17 protein-coding genes are annotated in these 19,151 nt (G+C 65.2%); 8 read left to right on the top strand and 9 right to left on the bottom strand.

Features of this window, described 5'->3' with window-relative positions:
• Nucleotides 1-66: 66 nt before the first annotated feature.
• Nucleotides 67-1,428, top strand: coding sequence for a histidinol dehydrogenase (hisD, locus tag IWX62_RS11635; RefSeq protein ID WP_196841582.1), 1,362 nt, complete (start codon nt 67-69; stop codon nt 1,426-1,428).
• Nucleotides 1,429-1,539: 111 nt separating this feature from the next.
• Nucleotides 1,540-2,037, top strand: a complete 498-nt coding sequence (nrdR, locus tag IWX62_RS11630) for a transcriptional regulator NrdR (RefSeq protein WP_196841581.1) — start codon at nt 1,540-1,542, stop codon at nt 2,035-2,037.
• 104 nt (nt 2,038-2,141) lie between these two features.
• Here the strand turns inward: nrdR and IWX62_RS11625 are convergent, their stop codons facing one another.
• The 3 genes from IWX62_RS11625 to map (IWX62_RS11615) form a co-directional block, all read right to left on the bottom strand.
• Nucleotides 2,142-2,897, bottom strand: coding sequence for an SDR family oxidoreductase (locus IWX62_RS11625; RefSeq protein ID WP_196841580.1), 756 nt, complete (start codon nt 2,895-2,897; stop codon nt 2,142-2,144).
• Nucleotides 2,890-3,729: a polyphosphate--glucose phosphotransferase gene (gene ppgK, locus IWX62_RS11620; RefSeq protein ID WP_196841579.1), complete on the bottom strand. Its 840-nt coding sequence runs from the start codon at nt 3,727-3,729 to the stop codon at nt 2,890-2,892. Before ppgK ends, IWX62_RS11625 begins: the two co-directional genes overlap by 8 nt.
• 62 nt (nt 3,730-3,791) lie before the next feature.
• Complete coding sequence (map, locus tag IWX62_RS11615) at nt 3,792-4,670, bottom strand: type I methionyl aminopeptidase (RefSeq protein WP_196841578.1); 879 nt, start codon at nt 4,668-4,670, stop codon at nt 3,792-3,794.
• Between the two features lie 61 nt (nt 4,671-4,731).
• Here map (IWX62_RS11615) and IWX62_RS11610 point away from each other — a divergent pair, with 61 nt between their 5' ends.
• Complete coding sequence (locus IWX62_RS11610; protein ID WP_196841577.1) at nt 4,732-4,896, top strand: SPOR domain-containing protein; 165 nt, start codon at nt 4,732-4,734, stop codon at nt 4,894-4,896.
• Between the two features lie 3 nt (nt 4,897-4,899).
• Here IWX62_RS11610 and panB read toward each other — a convergent pair whose 3' ends face one another.
• The gene (gene panB / locus IWX62_RS11605) at nt 4,900-5,784 is read right to left on the bottom strand and encodes a 3-methyl-2-oxobutanoate hydroxymethyltransferase (RefSeq protein WP_196841576.1); all 885 of its coding nucleotides are present in this window, start codon (nt 5,782-5,784) and stop codon (nt 4,900-4,902) included.
• 111 nt (nt 5,785-5,895) lie between these two features.
• Between panB and glnA (IWX62_RS11600) the strand changes: the two genes are divergently transcribed.
• Both glnA (IWX62_RS11600) and IWX62_RS11595 read left to right on the top strand, forming a co-directional pair.
• The gene (gene glnA, locus IWX62_RS11600) at nt 5,896-7,236 is read left to right on the top strand and encodes a type I glutamate--ammonia ligase (RefSeq protein WP_196841575.1); all 1,341 of its coding nucleotides are present in this window, start codon (nt 5,896-5,898) and stop codon (nt 7,234-7,236) included.
• A gap of 13 nt (nt 7,237-7,249) precedes the next feature.
• Entirely contained in the window at nt 7,250-10,261 is a 3,012-nt protein-coding gene (locus IWX62_RS11595; protein ID WP_196841574.1) for a bifunctional [glutamine synthetase] adenylyltransferase/[glutamine synthetase]-adenylyl-L-tyrosine phosphorylase, read from the top strand.
• Between the two features lie 444 nt (nt 10,262-10,705).
• Here IWX62_RS11595 and glnA (IWX62_RS11590) read toward each other — a convergent pair whose 3' ends face one another.
• Nucleotides 10,706-12,130, bottom strand: a complete 1,425-nt coding sequence (glnA, locus tag IWX62_RS11590; protein ID WP_196841573.1) for a type I glutamate--ammonia ligase — start codon at nt 12,128-12,130, stop codon at nt 10,706-10,708.
• Nucleotides 12,131-12,392: 262 nt separating this feature from the next.
• On the opposite strand from glnA (IWX62_RS11590), the gene IWX62_RS11585 reads away from it, so the two are divergent.
• Together IWX62_RS11585 and map (IWX62_RS11580) are read left to right on the top strand one after the other, a co-directional pair.
• On the top strand, nt 12,393-12,830 hold the full coding sequence (locus IWX62_RS11585; protein WP_196841572.1) for an RDD family protein: 438 nt from the start codon (nt 12,393-12,395) through the stop codon (nt 12,828-12,830).
• A gap of 68 nt (nt 12,831-12,898) precedes the next feature.
• Nucleotides 12,899-13,669 carry a type I methionyl aminopeptidase gene (gene map / locus IWX62_RS11580; RefSeq protein ID WP_196841571.1) on the top strand — a complete coding sequence of 257 codons (771 nt, stop codon included), beginning with the start codon at nt 12,899-12,901 and terminating at the stop codon, nt 13,667-13,669.
• 80 nt (nt 13,670-13,749) lie between these two features.
• Here the strand turns inward: map (IWX62_RS11580) and IWX62_RS11575 are convergent, their stop codons facing one another.
• The 3 genes from IWX62_RS11575 to lipB all read right to left on the bottom strand — a co-directional run bounded on the left by IWX62_RS11575 (nt 13,750) and on the right by lipB (nt 16,320).
• The gene (locus IWX62_RS11575) at nt 13,750-14,502 is read right to left on the bottom strand and encodes a DUF4191 domain-containing protein (protein ID WP_196841570.1); all 753 of its coding nucleotides are present in this window, start codon (nt 14,500-14,502) and stop codon (nt 13,750-13,752) included.
• 93 nt (nt 14,503-14,595) lie between these two features.
• The gene (gene lipA / locus IWX62_RS11570) at nt 14,596-15,600 is read right to left on the bottom strand and encodes a lipoyl synthase (protein WP_196841569.1); all 1,005 of its coding nucleotides are present in this window, start codon (nt 15,598-15,600) and stop codon (nt 14,596-14,598) included.
• 3 nt (nt 15,601-15,603) lie between these two features.
• The gene (gene lipB, locus IWX62_RS11565; protein WP_196841568.1) at nt 15,604-16,320 is read right to left on the bottom strand and encodes a lipoyl(octanoyl) transferase LipB; all 717 of its coding nucleotides are present in this window, start codon (nt 16,318-16,320) and stop codon (nt 15,604-15,606) included.
• A gap of 110 nt (nt 16,321-16,430) precedes the next feature.
• Here lipB and IWX62_RS11560 point away from each other — a divergent pair, with 110 nt between their 5' ends.
• Nucleotides 16,431-18,155, top strand: a complete 1,725-nt coding sequence (locus tag IWX62_RS11560) for a serine/threonine-protein kinase (RefSeq protein ID WP_196841567.1) — start codon at nt 16,431-16,433, stop codon at nt 18,153-18,155.
• Nucleotides 18,156-18,162: 7 nt separating this feature from the next.
• Here the strand turns inward: IWX62_RS11560 and IWX62_RS11555 are convergent, their stop codons facing one another.
• Complete coding sequence (locus IWX62_RS11555) at nt 18,163-19,065, bottom strand: TIGR01777 family oxidoreductase (protein ID WP_196841566.1); 903 nt, start codon at nt 19,063-19,065, stop codon at nt 18,163-18,165.
• Between the last annotated feature and the right edge of the window lie 86 nt (nt 19,066-19,151).

Raw genomic sequence — 19,151 nt, 5'->3', positions numbered from 1 at the left:
CAACGCAGTCCACGCCGGTGGCAGCAATCCGGGCTGTGAGGTGGCGTCTCCCGGTAGACTCGACTGGTGAACAATTTGCTCGCCCACCAGTCCTCAACCGACTCCTTCGCCGAGTTCCGGACCATCGACCTGCGCGGCAGCACCCTCACCGGTGCTGCCCTCACCGCCGTCATGCCGCGACCAGAAGTGAGCGGCTCCGGCGTCGAGGCCCCGGTCGCTGCGATCCTGGCTGACGTCCGGGAGCGCGGGCTGACCGCGTTGCGGGAACTGGCCCTGAAGTTCGACGGCGTGGAACAATCCTCTCCGCGCGTCCCCCGTGAAGCACTGAGCCGCGCGCTCAACGACCTGGCACCGGAGGTCCGGCTGGCCCTCGCCGAATCAATCGACCGTGCCCGCCGGTTCGCCACCGCCCAGGTTCCCGCCGACGTCGAGGTGGAGATCAGCCCGGGCGCCATCGTGACGCACAAGTGGATAGCGGTTCGCCGGGTGGGCCTTTACGTGCCGGGTGGCCTGGCCGTGTATCCATCGTCGGTAGTGATGAACGTAGTGCCGGCGCAGGCAGCCGGAGTCCAATCAATTGCCATTGCCTCCCCACCGCAAAAGGAATTTGGTGGGCTCCCGCACCCGGTGATCCTCGCAGCAGCGGAGATGCTCGGGATCCATGAGGTGTACGCCATCGGGGGAGCGCAGGCGGTCGCGGCCTTCGCCTACGGGGTGGAGGGTGACAACACCGTTGACACGCTGGAACGGGTCGACGTGGTCACGGGCCCCGGCAACATCTTTGTGGCCACAGCCAAACGGCTGCTCAAGGGGACGGTCGGCATCGACTCCGAGGCGGGCACCACCGAGATCGCCGTGCTGGCCGACGCCCGCGCCAACCCGCGGTTGATAGCCGCTGACCTGATCAGCCAGGCCGAACACGACCCCAACGCGGCGTCGGTGCTCATCACCGACTCCGAAGATCTAGCGGCACGGGTCCGGAGCGAGCTCGCCGCACAGATCGCCACCACCAAGCATGCCGGGCGGGTGCGCGAAGCGTTGGGAGGGCAACAATCCGGCACCATCCTGGTGGACGACGTCGAGCACGGGATCGCCGTCTGCGATGCGTATGCTGCCGAGCACCTGGAGATCCAGACCGCCGACGCCGCTGCCGTTGCCAGCCGGATTCGCAATGCGGGCGCCGTCTTCGTTGGCGAATACAGTCCGGTCAGCCTGGGCGACTATTGCGCCGGATCCAACCACGTCCTACCCACCGGCGGGACCGCGACGTTCGCGTCGGGGCTGAACGTCACCACCTTCCTGAAGGCGGTGCAGGTGATCAATTACAATCGGGCGGCCCTGCAGGAAGTGAGCCGCCACATCACCAACCTTGCCGACGCCGAGGACCTCCCCGCGCACGGCGACGCCGTCACGGTCCGGTTCGACTGAAACACTACATGTAGTAATAACACTGTTGTAGTTTTCCCATATCTAGTTCTACAATGGTGGTGTTCCACACGGTGGCTTGGCCACTGACCATCAGCTAGTGAAAGGCGCGGCATGTTTTGTCCCTTCTGCCGTAACGCCGATTCGCGGGTGGTTGACAGTCGGCTGGCCGATGACGGGTCAGCCATCCGACGTCGTCGCCAGTGTCCCGAATGCGGACGCCGGTTCACCACCGTAGAAACCACCAGCCTGAGCGTCATCAAACGCTCCGGGGTCGGCGAGCCGTTCAGCCGCAGCAAGGTCATCAATGGCGCGCGGAAGGCCTGCCAGGGCCGGCCGGTCACCGAGGACGACCTGGCGCTCCTGGCCCAGGAAGTCGAAGAGTCGGTCCGGGCCAGCGGTGTCGCAGAGATTGATGCCCACGAGGTGGGACTCGCCATTCTTGGACCGCTGCAGAAGCTGGACCAGGTGGCGTACCTGAGGTTCGCCAGCGTGTATCAGGGGTTCGATTCCCTGGAGGACTTCGAGACCGCCATCGCCAAACTGCGCCGTGAAGCAGGCGACGCGCCAACTGCGCCCACCGGCACCCAGAGGCCGCTCACCGCGCAGTAACACCAAGCTCCGGTGGTGGCTGCGGAGGGGAAGCCGACGCCACCACCGGCACCACTTCTCGACCGTCCGGCACAGGCCGGGCCGTTGAGATCGAGGCGGAGGGGTTAGCGTCCGCCGCTGACGGGCAGAATTGCCCCGGTGATATACGAAGCCTCCGCTGACAGGAGCCAGGCCACGGCCGCCGCGACCTCGTCCGGCTCCGCTGGACGTCCCAACGGGATACCGGGGCTGAGCTTCTCAGCACGGTCGGGCATGCCGGCGGCTGCATGGAGCCCGGTGTTGGTGCTGCCGGGGGACACACAATTCACCCGGATACCTTCGCGACCCACCTCCGAGGCCAGGCCAACGGTCAACACTTCGATGGCGCCCTTGGTGGCCGCATAATGCACCCAGGTGCCCGGGGAGCCGGCAGTGGTTGCTGTCGAGGAGATGTTGATGATCTGCCCACCCTTACCGCCCCTCAGCGTGGACATACGCAGGACGGCCTCGCGGCTGACCAGTAACGGTCCCACCACGTTGACATCGGTCACCCGTTGCAGGACGTCGACGGAGACGTCTGCCAGCGGGCCGATCAGATTACCGGTGATTCCTGCGTTGTTCACGACGGCGGTCACCTCGCCGAGCTGACGTGCCCGGTCAAAGAGCGCGACGACGTCGGCCGCGACGCTCACATCCGCCCGAAGAGCCGCGGCGGATCCTCCCGCCGCAACAATGTCGGCCACCGTCTGCAGCGCGCCGGCACTATCCGCGGCGTAGTTCACTGCCACCACGTAGCCGTCCCGGGCGCAGCGTCGGGCGATAGCAGCGCCGATTCCCCGGCTCGCGCCGGTGACTATGGCAACGCCCGGAGGGTTAGGCATCCGAAACTGATGCCGCCAGTTTCGCCAGTCGCTTGAAGTGCAGGGCAGCCTGCAGCGCGGCGCCGACAATGCCGGCCTGGTTCTTCAGCTGAGCCGGAATGATGCGGGTACGCAGGTTCAGCCCGGGCAGGTACTCCTGGCTGCGCTTGGAAATGCCGCCGCCCACAATGAACAGTTCAGGGGAAAACAGGAACTCGACGTGCGAGAAATACCGCTGGAGGCGGACCGAGTACTCGTCCCAGTCGATGCCGTCCCGTTCGCGGGCGACAGCGGAGGCCCTGGTTTCGGCGTCGTACCCGTCAATCTCCAGGTGGCCGAGCTCAGCGTTGGGCACCAGTTTCCCGTCGAAAATGAACGCCGACCCGATCCCGGTGCCCAGGGTGATGACCAGCACCGTTCCGTCGACGCCTTTGCCGGCTCCGTAGCGCACTTCTGCGAGGCCAGCGGCGTCGGCGTCGTTGATCACGTGCACGTCACGCTTGAGGACCGTGCTGAACAGGGTGTCGACGTCGGTGTTCACCCAGCTTTGGTCAACGTTGGCCGCCGACCGTGCGATGCCGTGCTGGATGATGGCGGGGAACGTGACACCGATCGGCACGTCGGCTGCCGGTGCGTTGGGTCGGGTGGAAAGCTCCGCGACGATGTGGGATACCACCTCGGCCACCGCCTCCGGGGTGGAGGGCTGCGGGGTGGGGACACGATAACGGTCACCGACGATCTCGCCAGCCACCAGGTCAACGATGCCGCCCTTGATGCCGGTCCCACCGATGTCGATCCCGATGACGGTGTTGGGCAGGTGCTTACCCTGCTTCTTTTCGGTACTTTTGCCCACGTTTATCTCCAGGTGTAGGTCATGGGTCGCCGACGCAGCAGGGTGCCGCCGGAACCCGATGGTTAAGGGACGGTGAGGATCTCGGCGCCGCTGTCGGTCACCAGCAGGGTGTGCTCAAACTGTGCTGTGCGCTGGCGGTCCTTGGTGAGGACGGTCCAGTCATCGGGCCACATGTCCCACTCGATGGTGCCGAGGGTCAGCATGGGTTCGATGGTGAACGTCATGCCCGGTTCGATGATCCTGTTGTAGGCCGGTGCGGCGTCGTAATGGGGGATGATCAGTCCGGTGTGGAAGGCTTCGCCGACGCCGTGGCCGGTGAAGTCGCGCACCACCCCGTAGCCGAAACGGCGGGCGTAGGACTCGATGGTCCTGCCGATCACGTTGATCTCGCGGCCGGGTGCCACGGCCTTGATGGCCCTGTTCAGTGATTCCTTGGTGCGCTCGACCAGCAGCCGCGACTCGTCGTCGACGTCGCCCACCAGGAAGGTGTAGTTGGTGTCGCCGTGGACGCCGTCCAGATAGGCGGTGATGTCGATGTTCAGGATGTCGCCGTCGCGCACCACCGTGGTGTCGGGGATGCCGTGGCAGATCACCTCGTTCAGGGACGAGCAGAGTGACTTGGGGAACCCGCGGTAACCCAGCGTCGACGGGTATGCGCCGTTGTCGACCAGGAACTGGTGGCCCACCCGGTCCAGGTGATCGGTGGTGACACCTGGTTCAATGTGGCGGCCCACCTCGACGATCGCCTGTGCCGCGAGCCGGCTCGCACGGCGGATCTTTTCGATGGTCTCGGGGGTCTTGACCTCCGACCCGGTGAAGGGGGCTGGCCCGCTGCGACCGACGTACTCCGGGCGGGGAATACTCGCCGGGACGGGTAGCTGGGGGCTGACGGTTCCCGGTACCAGTGTTCCAACGGGTGCGCTGACGGATTGCTGAGGCATAGTCTTGATCTTATAGGCGGTACGGCGTCCCGCCGAAAGTCACCACCCAAGGAGGACCCTCATGGCCGAGTTCTGGTACAACCTGCAAACCCACGAGATCGAAGAGGACGCGCAGTCCGACTGGCGGAAACTGATTGGGCCCTACCCCACGCGGGCCGAGGCTGAGCGGGCCCTGGAAAAGGTGGCGCAGCGCAACCAGGCGTGGGATGCCGACGGCGAGCAGTAGGTGCTAGAAGCTGTGCTCCGGGCCGGGGAAGGTTCCCTGCCGGACCTCGTCGGCGTAAGCCGTCGCCGCGGCAGCGAGCACTGAGCGAACGTCGGCGAACTGCTTGACGAATTTCGGCTGGCGGCCGGTGCGCACCCCCGCCATGTCCTGCCACACCAGCACCTGCCCGGTGGTTGCGTTGCCTGCCCCGATGCCGATGGTCGGCACGCTGATGGCGCGGTCGACGGCGGCCGCCACCTCGGCGGGCACCATTTCCATCAGCACGCAGAACGCCCCAGCATCGGCGAGGGCGACGGCGTCGTCAATCAGTTCCTGGGCTGCATCACCGCGACCCTGAACCCGGTAACCGCCGAGGGCATGCTCGCTCTGCGGGGTGAAACCGATGTGCGCCATCACGGGGATCCCCGCGGTGGTGAGCGCGCGGACGGTGTCGGCGTAGTGCCGGCCACCCTCCATCTTTACCGCGTGCACCCCTCCCTCTTTCATCAGGCGCACCGACGATTCGATGGCCTGGGCGGGGGAGATCTCGTAGCTGCCGAAGGGGAGATCGCTGACCACGAGGGCGCGGGTGGCCCCGTTGGTGACGGCCCGCGAGAAGATGATCATCTCGTCCATGGTGATCGGCAGGGTGGTGGTGTACCCGAGGACGTTGTTGGCCGCGGAATCGCCCACGAGGAGTACCTCGATGCCGGCGTCGTCGAAAATCTCGGCGGCGTACTGGTCATAGGCAGTGAGCATGGCGAAGCGGCGCCCCTCAACCTTCGCCTGCTGCAGGTGATGGGTGCGGATCCTGGCGGGGGTGCGCTTAGCTTCCCCTGCCGCTAATGTCCCGGCGTTGGCATCGCGGGTACCCGTTCCGTAAGGTGCTGGAATCTCTGCGGAAGTCATAGTGTCGAGCCTACTTCAGAACCTCTTGTGGCACGTGGGAAGTAGAGTGAACTGGTGGACCGACGCTTGTGGTCATTCGGGACACCACCGACAGCATGAAAGAGGGTAGCTATGGATCGGCAGCAGGAATTTGTACTGCGTACCATCGAGGAACGCGATGTGCGGTTTGTGCGGCTGTGGTTCACCGACGTAGTGGGTTCGCTGAAGTCGGTTGCCCTGGCGCCGGCCGAGGTCGAGGGCGCCTTTGAGGAGGGCCTGGGCTTTGATGGTTCGTCCATTGAAGGGCTGGCCCGGGTTTTCGAATCGGACATGCTCGCCCAGCCTGACCCGTCGACCTTCCAGATTCTGCCCTGGCGCGGCGAGAAGGAACCGACCTCCAGGATGTTCTGCGACATCCTCACTCCCGACGGAATGCCGTCCACGGCAGACCCACGGGGGGTGCTGAAGCGGACCCTCGCCAAGGCAGCCGACATGGGGTTCACCTGCTACACCCACCCGGAAATCGAGTTCTACCTGCTCAAGTCCGATGAACTGGGACCCGACGGGCAGCCCGTCCCCGTCGACCAGGCCGGGTACTTTGACCATGTGCCGGGTGGAGTGGCCCAGGACTTCCGCCGGACAGCTGTGGCGATGCTGGAATCCGTGGGTATCTCGGTGGAGTTCAGCCACCACGAGGCAGGACCGGGTCAGAACGAAATTGACCTTCGGTACGCGGATGCGCTGCAGACCGCCGACAACATCATGACCTTCCGCACCATCATCAAAGAGGTGGCGTTGACACAGAACAGCTACGCCACGTTCATGCCCAAGCCGTTCTCCGATCACCCCGGCTCCGGGATGCACACCCACTTCTCGCTGTTCGAGGGTGACGCCAACGCGTTCTACGAGGCCGGCGCCGAGTTCCAGCTGTCCAAGACAGCACGCCAGTTCATCGCCGGGATCCTGAAGCACGCCCCCGAGTTCACCGCTGTCACCAACCAGTTCGTCAACTCCTACAAGCGCCTGTGGGGCGGGGGAGAGGCCCCGAGCTACCTGTCCTGGGGCCACAACAACCGCTCAGCGCTGGTCCGTGTCCCCCTCTATAAGCCGAACAAGGGCCAGTCGGCGCGGATCGAATACCGCGGAATCGACTCGGCCAGTAATCCTTATCTCGCCTACTCGGTGCTGCTGGGAGCGGGCCTGAAGGGAATCGAAGAAGGCTACGAGCTTCCGCCGGGAGCCGAGGACGACGTCTGGAGCCTGACGGCCACCGAGCGGCGCGCTATGGGCCACGACCCCTTGCCGGCCAGCCTGCACGACGCCATCCGGGTGATGGAGGAGTCAGAGCTGGTCGCCGGGATCCTCGGCGAACAGGTCTTCGAGAATTTCCTGCGCAACAAGCGCGCCGAGTGGCACGACTACCGCATCCAGGTCACGCCCTACGAGCTGCGACGCAACCTCGGAATTCTCTAACCTGGCGCCCGCGATGAGCCTGAACCGCCAACTCATCAGCCGGGGTTTCACCGACCTCGAGAAGAGCTCCCGTTTCCTCGCTGCCCCCGAGCTGGAGGGCATTCCGGAAGCGGCGCTGTTCGATGGGCTGGCCCGCTCGGCCAACCCTGACCTGGCGCTGCAATCCCTGGTGCGGTTGCTGGCGGTCCAACCGGACCTGGCCGCGGTGGTCGCCGACGGCGGCGCCAGCAGCGAGCCCCTGTTCCGGTTACTGGGTACATCCGAAGCGCTGGCCGAGTTCCTGATGAGGCGCCCGGAGCACCTCGACACCGTCAAGGTCACGCCCTCCAGGACACCCGGGGGAGTCTCGGCTGAGTCGCTGCGGTCCTCCCTCCTCGAAGCGGTGGACGCCGACCCGTCGTCGGGGACACCCGTAGCCGGGTCCGGCGGCACCGAAGCCTATGCCCTGCTGCGGGCGCGCTACCGGCGCCACCTGGTGGAACTTGCCGTCCGCGACCTGTGCTCGGCGTCGCCGGTCGCCTACCTACCCACGGTGGGCAAGGAACTGGCTGACCTTGCGGCGGCAGCGGTGGAAGCGGCCCTGGCCGTCTCCCGCGCCGAACTGGCGAACAGCTTCTCCGCCACCGACGTGGCCTCCGTCCGCCTCGCGGTGATGGGGATGGGCAAGTGCGGTGCCGGTGAGCTGAACTACATTTCCGACGTCGACGTCATCTACGTGATCGAGGCGACGGACCTGGCCGAGGACCTGGCAACCCGGATCGGCACGTCGCTGGCCACCGGGATTTCGCGGGCAATCTCCGCCAGCGGCGGGGAACCCGGCCTATGGGAGGTGGACGCCAACCTCCGCCCCGAAGGACGGGACGGTCCCCTCGTGCGCACCCTCGAGTCCCACCTGTCCTACTACGCCCGGTGGGCGCAGAGCTGGGAATTCCAGGCCCTGCTCAAGGCCCGCACCATTGCCGGCGACGCCGACCTGGGCCGGCGCTACGAGGAGTCGGTCGCGCCGCTGGTCTGGAACTCGTCCGAACGCGAGGGGTTTGTCGACTCGGTGCAGGCGATGCGCCGCCGGGTGACCGACAATATTCCCTCCCACGAGGCGGAACGCCAGTTGAAGCTCGGCCCGGGTGGGCTCCGCGACGTCGAATTCACCGTCCAACTGCTGCAGCTGGTGCACGGCAAAGCCGACGAGTCGATCCGGATCCGCGACACCACCTCCGCGATCACCGCGCTCAGCGCCGCCGGCTACATCGGTCGGACCGACGCCAAGGCGTTCGACGAGTCCTACCGGTATCTGCGCGTCCTGGAGCACCGCATCCAGCTCGTCAACATGCGCCGTACCCACCTGATGCCCGAGGACGACGCCTCACGGCGCGCCCTCGCCATGTCCTCCCAGGGCGCGCAGGTCACCACCCGTCCGGCCGCCGCGGCGCTGCTCGAGCAGTGGCAGCAGACCAAACGGTTGGTGCGCGGGCTCCACGAGAACATTTTCTACCGTCCACTTCTGAATACCGCAGCGAATCTCAGCGTCGACGAGGTCAGGCTGACCCCCGAAGCGGCCCGGGCACGGCTCGCCGCGCTCGGCTACCTGGACCCGAAGGTCGCGATGCGCCACATTGAAGCCCTCACCTCGGGCCTCAGCAGGCGGTCCGCGCTGCAACGCAATCTCCTGCCAGTCCTGCTGGGCTGGTTAGCCGACGGGGTGGATCCCGACGCCGGGCTCCTGGGTTTCCGTCGTCTCAGCGAGGGCCTCGGGCAGACCCACTGGTACCTGGGCATGCTCCGCGACTCGAAAGCCGCAGCCGAGCGGCTCTGCCACATCCTCTCCAGCAGCCGCTTCATCGCGGACCTGCTGGAAGTCTCGCCCGAGTCGACCAAATGGCTGGGCAATGACAAGGACCTCGTCCCGGTCGAATTTGAAGCCCAGTGGGGCGAAATCCAGTCGAAAATGTCACGCCACCCGGAACCCCGCGAGGCGATGCGCCTGATCCGGCTCATCCGCCGTCGGGAGCTGCTGCGCATCGCCATCGCCGACAGTTCGGGGCTGCTGGATCAGGCGGCGGTCGGTGCAGCCCTCTCCGCCACTGACCGCGCGGCCATCCTCGGCGCCCTGCATGTGGCCGAGGGTGCGATCTTTGCTAATGAGGAGCCGTTGACGGACGTCGTCGTCGTCGCCATGGGGCGGCAGGGTGGCCGCGAGATTACCTATGGGTCCGACGCCGACGTCATGTATGTGCACCGGGCCCGCCCGGGGGCCGGGGAGTCGGCGGCGCAAGGCCAGGCGGAGCGGATTGTCAGCCAGCTCTCCGCCCTGCTGCAGCAGCCCTGCTCACCCGCCATCCAGGCGGAGCGGGTGCTGGAGATCGACGCTGACCTGCGCCCCGAGGGTAAACAGGGGCCGATGGTGAGATCCCTTGAGTCGTTCCGCGAGTATTACCGGCGGTGGTCCCTGGTCTGGGAATCGCAGGCACTCCTGCGTGCACTGCCCGTCGCGGGCAGCGACGATCTGGCCGCAGCATTCACCGAACTGATTGACCCCATCCGGTACCCGGCGGAACTGTCCGGCCAGGGCCTGCGCGAGATCCGCCGCTTGAAGGCACGCATGGAGTCGGAGCGCCTCCCACGCGGAGCAGACCCCTCGCGTCACCTCAAACTTGGTCGGGGCGGGCTGAGCGACGTCGAATGGCTGGTACAGCTGCTGCAACTGCAGCACGCCCACGACACCCCTGACCTGAAGACCACGTCCACCCTGGCGGCCATGGATGCCATCGAGGCAGCGGACCTCCTGCCCACCTCCGATGTGCAGACCCTGCGGCAGAGCTGGTGCCTGTCGAGCCGGGTGCGGGCAGCCAACGTGATCTGGAGCGGCAAGGCATCGGATCTGCTGCCGTCCTCGCGCCGCGACCTCGAGGCGGTGGCCCGCTGGTGCGGGTACGGCCCCGGAATGGGCGCACGTTTGGAAGAGGACTACCTGCGGCTCACCCGGCGCAGCCGTGCCATCTTCGAGCGGTCGTTCTACGGCTACTAACAGCAGACCCGCCGTCGGCACTCTCCCAGTGTTCGGTGCCGTTCAGTGGGACTGTCTAGATATTCCCACTCACCGTGCCCGGTCAATGGGATGGCAGGCCGGACTCTCCTCGGAAGTGAGCCGCGACACGCCCAGAATTCCATCAAGCGAACTTGCACAGTTCCACCAGCATCAGCCGTTACCTTTTGATATTAGGTAAGAACCCTTCAGGGAGGATGCTCGTGATGATGAACAACAATGCAATGACGCAAGTTGGTGGTCGGTCACTGCTCGCTGTGGCCGGAGCGATGGGTGTTGTCGCTGCCATGAGAGTCAGCACAGCGGTGCGTGACGCCGTTATGGTTCTCACCTCCCTGGATGAAGCATCCTACTGACATACCGCAGATCCAGCGCATAAAAGAAGACCCGCACGAGGATCCGTGCGGGTCTTCTTTTATGTGGAAACTAGACGCCGTAGTAGAGCTCGAACTCGTAAGGGTTCGGGCGCAGCGACAGCGGGATGATCTCGAATTCGCGCTTGTATTCGATCCAGGTGTCAATCAGGTCCTGGGTGAACACGCCGCCGGCCTGCAGGAACTCGTTGTCGGCCTCAAGGGCGAGCAGAGCCTCCTCCAATGAGCCTGGAGCCTTCTGGATGTCCTTGGCTTCCTCGGCGGGAAGCTCGTAGAGGTCCTTGTCGATCGGGTCAGCTGGCTCGATCCGGTTCTTGATTCCATCAAGGCCAGCCATCAGCTGGGCAGCGAACGCCAGGTACGGGTTGGAAGAGGGGTCCGGCGCGCGGAACTCGATGCGCTTCGCCTTCGGGTTGGAGCCCGTGATCGGGATCCGGATACCGGCCGAACGGTTACCCTGCGAGTACACCATGTTGACCGGGGCTTCGAAGCCCTTGACCAGGCGACGGTAGGAGTTCACCGTCGGGTTGGTGAATGCGAGGACCGCCGAGGCGTGCTTCAGCAGGCCGCCGATGTACCAGCGGGCCATGTCGGACAGTCCGGCGTAACCGCGCTCGTCGTAGAACAGAGGCTCGCCCGCGCTCCACAGCGACTGGTGGCAGTGCATGCCCGAGCCGTTGTCGCCGAAGACCGGCTTCGGCATGAACGTTGCCGATTTGCCCCACGCATCGGATACGTTCTTGACGATGTACTTAAACTTCTGCAGGTCATCAGCAGCATGAGTCATGGTGGTGAACTTGTAGTTGATCTCCGCCTGGCCAGCGCCGCCCACCTCGTGGTGGGACCGCTCAACCTCAAGGCCGGCGTTGTCCAGCTCAACGCAGATCGCGTCGCGGAGGTCGGCCTGCTTGTCGACGGGGGAGACAGGGAAGTAGCCGCCCTTGAACGGGGTCTTGTTGCCAAGGTTCCCGCCCTCTTCTTCGCGGCCGCTGTTCCAGGGAGCCTCGATTGAGTCAACCTTGTAGAAGCTGCCCTGGGGAAGGGACTCGTACTGCACGTTGTCGAAGATGTAGAACTCGGCTTCCGGCGCGAAGAACGCGGTGTCGGCAATGCCGGTGGAGCTCAGGTAAGCCTCGGCGCGTTCTGCCACACCCCGTGGGTCACGGTGGTAGGGATCGCCGGTCCGGGGGTTCACAATCGAGAAGCTCAGCGCAAGTGTCTTCTCCATGCGGAAGGGATCAATGAACGCAGTGGTGACGTCCGGAATCAGCTGCATGTCCGACTCTGCGATTCCCTGGAAGCCACGGATCGACGAACCGTCGAACAGCTGGCCGTTGACAAAGAAGTCTGCATCGACAGACTTTGCCGGAACGTTGAAGTGCTGCTGCACTCCGGGAAGATCGGTGAATCGGACGTCGACAAACTTTACGTCTTCGTCAGCGATGAACTTGAGGACTTCGTCCGCATTCTTGAACATCGTTTATGCTCCTAACGCATGTGGGGGAACGACCGGGCGCAGATCAGGGACACTGAGCGCCGCCGCCGCAATGGTTACAACTGTAGGAGTTTGCAGTTTCCCACTGGTGTCACAATTGTTTCCGGCACGTTACTTAACGCCTGATCTGGGACTAAAGGCTCTTTCAGCCTAGCCTGATTTGCGGCTCCGGGTCGGAAGTGCCGCCCGGATGACGACGACGACGGCGCGCAGCCAGCCCGATCAGACACGTTAAGATTGGACTGTGGTAGACAGAAACGACATCGGTTCATGGCTCGGCGGAACACCGTCCGATAGTTCCAACTACTGGCCGGGCCGGGGGATGGGTCGCCCCAAGGAAGGCCCGGCAGCGATTGCCCGGCCGGGGCGCCGGATCATAGCCCTGCTCATTGACTGGGCCCTGGCATCTTTGATTTCGTACAGCTTCTTCGACTACAACAGCTTCGCTACGCTGGGCATCTTTGCGCTGACCCAGGTTCTGCTGGTGGGGTTCTTCGGGTACAGCATCGGGCATCGGATCGTGGGGATGCAGGTGCAAACGGTCGCGGGCCACCCGGCAGGCTTCGGCAAGGCGCTGGTCAGGACCCTCCTGATCTGCCTGGTGATTCCGGCAGTGATCGTCGACCGCGATCAACGTGGCGTCCACGACCGCGCCGTGAACACCCTCCTGGTCAGGATCTGACCTGAACCTGGCACCCCATCACGGGACTGACTGCACCATGACACTGACTGCACCATGAGAGACACCGAATGATCGAGATCCTGAACGCAACCGAACTGATCCGGGCCAAAGACACCGGCGCCCTGGTGGCCACCATCCTGCAGACCGTGAAGAGTCGCTGCATGGTCGGCACCAATCTCCTCGAGATCGACGCCTGGACGAAGATCATGATCGCCGACGCCGGAGCCGAGTCCTGCTACGTCGACTACGCGCCCTCGTTCGGGCGCGGACCGTTTGGCCACTACATTTGCACGGCAGTGAACGATGCAGTGCTCCACGGGCTGCCCCATGACTACGCCCTGGCCGACGGCGACCTGCTCACCCTCGACCTTGCCGTCTCCAAGCGCGGCATTGCCGCTGACTCTGCCATCAGTTTCATCGTGGGGGATTCACAGCTGGCGGAGAGCGTGGACATGATCCTCGCCACCGAACGCGCTCTCGCCTCGGCCATCGCCACGGCTGGCCCCGGAGTGAAAATCGGGGACATTTCCTATGCCATTGGCAGGGTCCTTACCGACGCCGGGTATCCGATCAATACCGAGTTCGGCGGCCACGGCATCGGCTCGACCATGCACCAGGACCCGCACGTTCCGAATATGGGGCGACCGGGCCGTGGCTACGTGCTCCGGCCTGGACTGCTGCTGGCGCTGGAGCCGTGGGTCATGGTGGACACCGCGAAACTCGTCACGGACCCTGACGGCTGGACCCTCAGGAGCGCCACCGGCTGCCGGACTGCCCACAGCGAGCACACCATCGCCATCACCGACGACGGCGCCGAGATCCTCACGCTGCCGAACTAACCTGTCGACCGTACCCGCGGACACAGAAAAGCCGGCCCCACTCCCGAGAACATCAGGGGTGGGGCCGGCTTTTCGTTCGCTTAGCGGCCGCGCATGGCCTTGCGGTCCGGGCGTGCCTTGAACGGGTCGATTCCCTTGGGGATCGGCAGTTTGGTGCCGAGCGCGGTGAGCCGCTTGTTCACGGCCTGGACTTCCTGCTTGGTGAGGTTCTTCTTGAGCTTCTGGGCTTTCTTGGCCACCTGGGCCAGCGGAACCTGTCCCTCGCCGCGTCCGGCTTCGATGACGTGGACCTTCACATTGGGGACGATCCTGGCCATCTTGCGGCGTTCAGCTTCGGCCAGCGGTTTGACCCGGGCCGACGGACCCTCGGTGACCAGGACAATGCCTGGCCGGCCAATGGCACGGAACACTGCGTCCTGCGACCGGGGGTTCATCGCGACCGGCTGGTCCTGCAGGATCCAGCCGCGCCGCAGGACGCTCAACGCCGCACCAGCTGCGCCCGCCTGCCCCTCGATCTGGGAGAACGCTGCCCGCTCGGCACGCCGGGAGAGGATGAAAACCGCGGCCAGGAAGCCCAACGGGATGGCGATGATCAGCATGGTGATCCAGTTTTGGATCAGGAAGCCGATCACCAGGCCGACGGCGACGATCGACAGGAAGGCCAACAGCATGATCCACACGACGTTCGGATCGTTCCGCCGGGTCATCTTGAAGACCTCGGAAATCTGCTTCATCCGCCCGGTCTTTTTCGGCCCCTTCTCGGGCTTTGGCTTCCGGGAAAAGAGGCGCTTCTTGGGGGTGGATGATCCGTCTGATTCAATGCTGTTGGCCATAGTGCTTCAATTCTACGTGATCCGGGATGTCGGGTGGACGTGCGGAAACCACCCCGGTCGATCGATCAGGGTGGTCCCGAACGGGCCAAGGGGTTAGCCGGTTGGTGCGAGGCTCGATGCTTCCTGAAGCGTTGAACCGGAATCCTCGATGTGTGCCAGCGCAGGCGGCAGTTCGAGACCCTTCTTGCGCATGGCCCGTGCCCAGAGCCGTCCGGCGCGGTACGACGAACGCACCAGAGGCCCGCTCATTACGCCCAGGAAACCAATCTCCTCGGCTTCTTCCCGGAGCTCGACGAACTCCTGGGGCTTGACCCAACGGTCCACGGGGAGGTGGCGTTCGCTGGGCCGCAGGTACTGGTTGATGGTGATCAGGTCGCAGCCGGCGTCGTGCAGGTCCCGCATGGCTTCGGAAATTTCTTCCCGGGTTTCGCCCATACCGAGGATCAGATTGGATTTGGTGACCATACCGAGGTCCCGGCCCTGGGTGAGGACATCGAGGGACCGTTCATAGCGGAAGGCGGGCCGGATGCGCTTGAAGATGCGCGGGACCGTCTCAACGTTGTGGGCGAAGACCTCCGGTGCTGCGTCGCAGATCGCCTTGATGTGCTCGGGCTTACCCGAGAAGTCGGGGATCAGGATTTCGACGCCGGTGCCTGGATTCATGCTGTGGATCTGGCGGATGGTCTCCGCATAAAGCCAGACACCCTCGTCGGCCAGGTCATCGCGGGCGACGCCGGTCACGGTGGCGTACCGCAGGTTCATGGACTGCACCGACTGCGCCACCTTGAAGGGCTCGCTGCGGTCCAGCGGTTGGGGCTTTCCGGTATCAATCTGGCAGAAATCACAGCGGCGCGTACACTCCGAACCGCCGATCAGGAAGGTCGCCTCGCGGTCTTCCCAGCATTCAAAAATATTGGGACAGCCAGCCTCTTCGCAGACGGTGTGCAGTCCCTCCTTTTTCACCAGGTTTTTCATCGCCACGAATTCGGGGCCGATGTTCACCTTCGCTTTGATCCAGTCGGGTTTGCGCTCCACCGGGATCTCGGCGTTTCTCGCCTCGATGCGGAGAAGGCGGCGTCCTTCGGGGGCCAGGCTCACGGGTCATGCTCCTTCCGGCCGGGAGATCCCGGCTGGGTTGACTGTGCTCGCCGGGCTGACATCCTCTGCCGTCCCGGCAACCAGTAATGGTTCATTCTTGCGCAATTCGTCCTCAATCCGCGAAACGATGTCCGACGGCGTCACCGTCCGGCCTGTTTCCGCCGAGATAGTGGTCACCCCTGCATCCGAAATACCGCACGGCACGATCTGGGTGAAAGGCCCTAGATCGTTGCTGCAGTTCACAGCGAATCCATGCATGGTGACCCGCCGGTTAATGCGGATCCCGATGGCCGCAATCTTGCGGTCTGGCCCGCGCTCATCCGCGCCGACCCAGACCCCTGACCTGCCATCGATCCGGATCCCTGGGATCCCATAGTCCCGCAGCGCGGCAATGATCACGTCCTCCAGGATGGCCACATACCCGGTCACCCGGGTCGGCTCGGGAAGGGCAAGGATGGGGTACCCCACCAGCTGCCCGGGGCCGTGCCAGGTAAGCTTCCCGCCACGGTCAACCGGAACAACAGGCGTCCCATCGAAGGGTCGTTCATGGTCTTCGGTTCGTCGCCCTGCCGTGTACACGGCCTCATGTTCCAGCAGGAGGACGGTGCTGGGGGTAGTCCCTGCGACAACGCCGGCGTGCAACTCACGCTGCAGGTCCCACCCAGCCTCGTAGCCGACAAATTCCGGGTCCAGCCCAACACGCGAGTACTGAAGTGTCATGGGTTCAAGGGTAGACCTGCTCACGGACATCGCTGACATCGGCGGAGCCGTCCCCGGGGTCCCTGTGGATAACTTCTGCGGGATCCTTGGCGATCCGCTACAACTGGTGCATGGACAGCACACCCGACCGCACCGGGGCCCCGCACTTCCCCGACGCTGCTCCGCCAGTTGTGCCCGGCTACGACACCGAACGCCTGCTGGGGCGCGGGGGAAGCTCCAGCGTCTGGTTGATCAGGAGCGCGTCGGGGGAGCCATTCGCCCTGAAGGTCATCGACCCGGCCGCAGACATGCACTTCGACCCGGATGCCTTCGGGCGGGAGGAGCGGTTTCACACCCGGTTTCACCACGATCATCTACTCGCGGTTCATGAGGTGGTGCCTACCGATCAGGGCCCGGCGCTGAGGATGGACTACGCCGCTGGCGGTTCCCTCCTCCACCTCGTGTCGGTCAGGGGGCCGCTGCCACCGGGGGAGGTGGTGACGGTGCTGACCCCCATGGCCCAGGTCCTGGCGTATCTGCACGCTCAGGGAGCCGCCCACGGTGACGTCTCACCCGGCAACATCGTGTTCACTGAGCTGGGCAAACCCCTGCTGGCGGACTTTGGAATCGGCCGCCTCCTCGGAGAAGGACGACACGCCATGGGAGGCACCCCCGGGTTCCACGAGGGGTCCCCGGACCCGCACCGGCTGAACACCGAGGCAGACATTTACGCATTGGCCGCCGTGGGCTGGTTCGCCTTGACCGGCAGGGTCCCAGGACCAGCGATGCAGCGGCCTCCACTGTCCCTCCTGGTGCCGGACACGCCAGCGGAGCTCACCGACCTCATCAATGGGGGTCTTGACGGTGATCCGGCGGCCCGGCCCGGAGCCCATGAGTTTGCCCGCGCAGTGCAGCGAACGGCTCAGGCCGAGCCGCTGGACCTGGTCGCCGCCGTTCACCCGGAGGTGCTCCCCAAGCTCAGGACCCGCCGGTCCGCTCCCCGGGACGCCGTAACAGGGCCCGGACGACGGCGACGACGACGCCCCCGACCCCTGAGGGGGCACCGGCTGGGCCGGCATCAGTCCGGAGCACGGGATGACCGTGTGCGGCGGAGAGAGAGTCACCGCTGGGGGACTCGCGGGACAAGGATCCGCGTTGCGGGCGTGGCGGGGTTGGCTGTCGCCGGTCTCGCGCTGATCGGACTCACCATGTCGGGAGTGCTGGGTTTCATGCCGGTGCTGCTGAGCGGCGGCCCGGACACCGTCACGAACCCGACCGCAGCGACCCTTCCTGATTCAGCCCCGCCGGATCCACCCACGCCGGATCCACCCCCGACCGAGCCGGACCCGTCGCCCGTCGCACCAGTGCCGACGCAGCCGGGAGGGCGCACTATCGCCGGTGTGCCCGACGCTGCCCTTGCCGGGACGGATCCGCTGGCCGTCCTGCCCTACCTGTCAAAGGTCAGGGAGCATGCCTTTGAAACCGCCGACCCAGCCCTGTTGCGGCTGGTCAATGTGGAAGGGTCGCCGGCGATGGCCACCGACCAGGAGGCAGTTGCGGAGTTGGCGCGTCGGGGCCACATTCTGGCCGGCCTCACGATCAAGCTCACCGACCTCGCCCCGACCCGCGCCACGGAGGCGGCAAGCACCCCCGAAACCGCCGTCGGGGAAGAATCCGCAACAGCCGCAGCAGTCACGGCGACATCGACGACGTCGGGGTACACCGAGGTCCCGGCCGACGGCGCACTGTCCGACAACGTGCAGCGCTCGGTGTCTTTGCCCATCGTCCAGCAACTGGTGTTCGTCCTGGAACTGGAGGACGACGGGTGGCGGATCAGCACCATCCACGAACCCTAGGCGCGGGTTACTTGCTGCCCTGGGACTCCCGCACCCAGTGGGCCAGATCGTCGAGGGACTGATGATGGAACTCGAACCCGGCCTGGGTGAGCACCGTGGGGTTAAGCCGGGCGCTGGGCAACAGCAGCTCGCGGGCCAGCTGGCCCAGCACGGTAGTCAGCACCCATTCGGGCACCCTGAACCGGGTAGGGCGGTTGAGCGCGGCCCCGAGCGCCTCGGTCAGGTCAGTGACCGTGGCGGGGGAAGGGGAGGAGATGTTGACGGGCCCGCTGACCTCGGCCTCGAGAAGGAAAGCCATCGCGCGGACCTGGTCATCCAGGGTCACCCACGGCCACCACTGGGCGCCGGAGCCGAGCGGACCGCCGACAAAAAACTTCAGCGGCAGCAACAGCTTGGGCAAGGCGCCGCCGCTGGTGGACATCACCACGCCGGTGCGCATGAGGACGGTGCGCACGGACGACGGAGCGCGGAGCGCCTCGGCCTCCCACCGCCGGCAGATATCAGACAGGAGCAGGTCGCCGGATTCGGCGCTTTCCGGCAACACCTCTGACCCGCGGTCCCCGTAATACCCCGACGCCGACTGGCTCAGAAACACGGTCGGCGGCGTTGCCGCACGGCGCATGCTGTCCACCAGCGTCCGAGTCGCCGTCAGCCGCGATGAGTAGAGGGTCTCCTTGTAACCACGGGTCCAGGGTGCCCCGGCGATTCCTGCCCCCGACAGGTTGACCACCGCGTCGGTGGCGTCCATGATCGCCGGATCCAGGTGGCCGCTCGTTGGGTCCCACTGAATTTCATCAGGTCCCGACGGCGTGCGGCGGACCAGGCGTTTCACCTGATACGTGGCCGGGTCGAGCTGTTTGAGGAAGGCCTTGCCAATGGTTCCGGAGGCACCGGAGATTAGAATTCTCATACCCCTATCCCATCATCCGCACGGGCCGGATGGGAACCACTTACTCTTGTGGCGCAGAGAGCTCTGGCCGGTGCAGTCCAGCGCCG

Source organism: Arthrobacter sp. CAN_A1, from assembly GCF_015751665.1.
Classification (GTDB): domain Bacteria; phylum Actinomycetota; class Actinomycetes; order Actinomycetales; family Micrococcaceae; genus Arthrobacter_D.
The sequence above is the reverse complement of the archived record's forward strand: the minus strand, read 5'-3'. Positions and strand labels throughout refer to the sequence as shown.

Bases quoted from the DNA above. Each gene is read 5' to 3' on its own strand.
- glnA (WP_196841575.1), top strand. From the start codon at position 5,896: ATGGATCGGCAGCAGGAATTTGTACTGCGTACCATCGAGGAACGCGAT.
- lipB (WP_196841568.1), bottom strand. From the start codon at position 16,320: ATGACACTTCAGTACTCGCGTGTTGGGCTGGACCCGGAATTTGTCGGC.
- IWX62_RS11555 (WP_196841566.1), bottom strand. From the start codon at position 19,065: ATGAGAATTCTAATCTCCGGTGCCTCCGGAACCATTGGCAAGGCCTTC.
- IWX62_RS11625 (WP_196841580.1), bottom strand. From the start codon at position 2,897: ATGCCTAACCCTCCGGGCGTTGCCATAGTCACCGGCGCGAGCCGGGGA.
- IWX62_RS11610 (WP_196841577.1), top strand. From the start codon at position 4,732: ATGGCCGAGTTCTGGTACAACCTGCAAACCCACGAGATCGAAGAGGAC.
- map (WP_196841571.1), top strand. From the start codon at position 12,899: ATGATCGAGATCCTGAACGCAACCGAACTGATCCGGGCCAAAGACACC.
- IWX62_RS11575 (WP_196841570.1), bottom strand. From the start codon at position 14,502: ATGGCCAACAGCATTGAATCAGACGGATCATCCACCCCCAAGAAGCGC.
- glnA (WP_196841573.1), bottom strand. From the start codon at position 12,130: ATGTTCAAGAATGCGGACGAAGTCCTCAAGTTCATCGCTGACGAAGAC.
- IWX62_RS11560 (WP_196841567.1), top strand. From the start codon at position 16,431: ATGGACAGCACACCCGACCGCACCGGGGCCCCGCACTTCCCCGACGCT.
- IWX62_RS11595 (WP_196841574.1), top strand. From the start codon at position 7,250: ATGAGCCTGAACCGCCAACTCATCAGCCGGGGTTTCACCGACCTCGAG.
- panB (WP_196841576.1), bottom strand. From the start codon at position 5,784: ATGACTTCCGCAGAGATTCCAGCACCTTACGGAACGGGTACCCGCGAT.
- map (WP_196841578.1), bottom strand. From the start codon at position 4,670: ATGCCTCAGCAATCCGTCAGCGCACCCGTTGGAACACTGGTACCGGGA.
- nrdR (WP_196841581.1), top strand. From the start codon at position 1,540: ATGTTTTGTCCCTTCTGCCGTAACGCCGATTCGCGGGTGGTTGACAGT.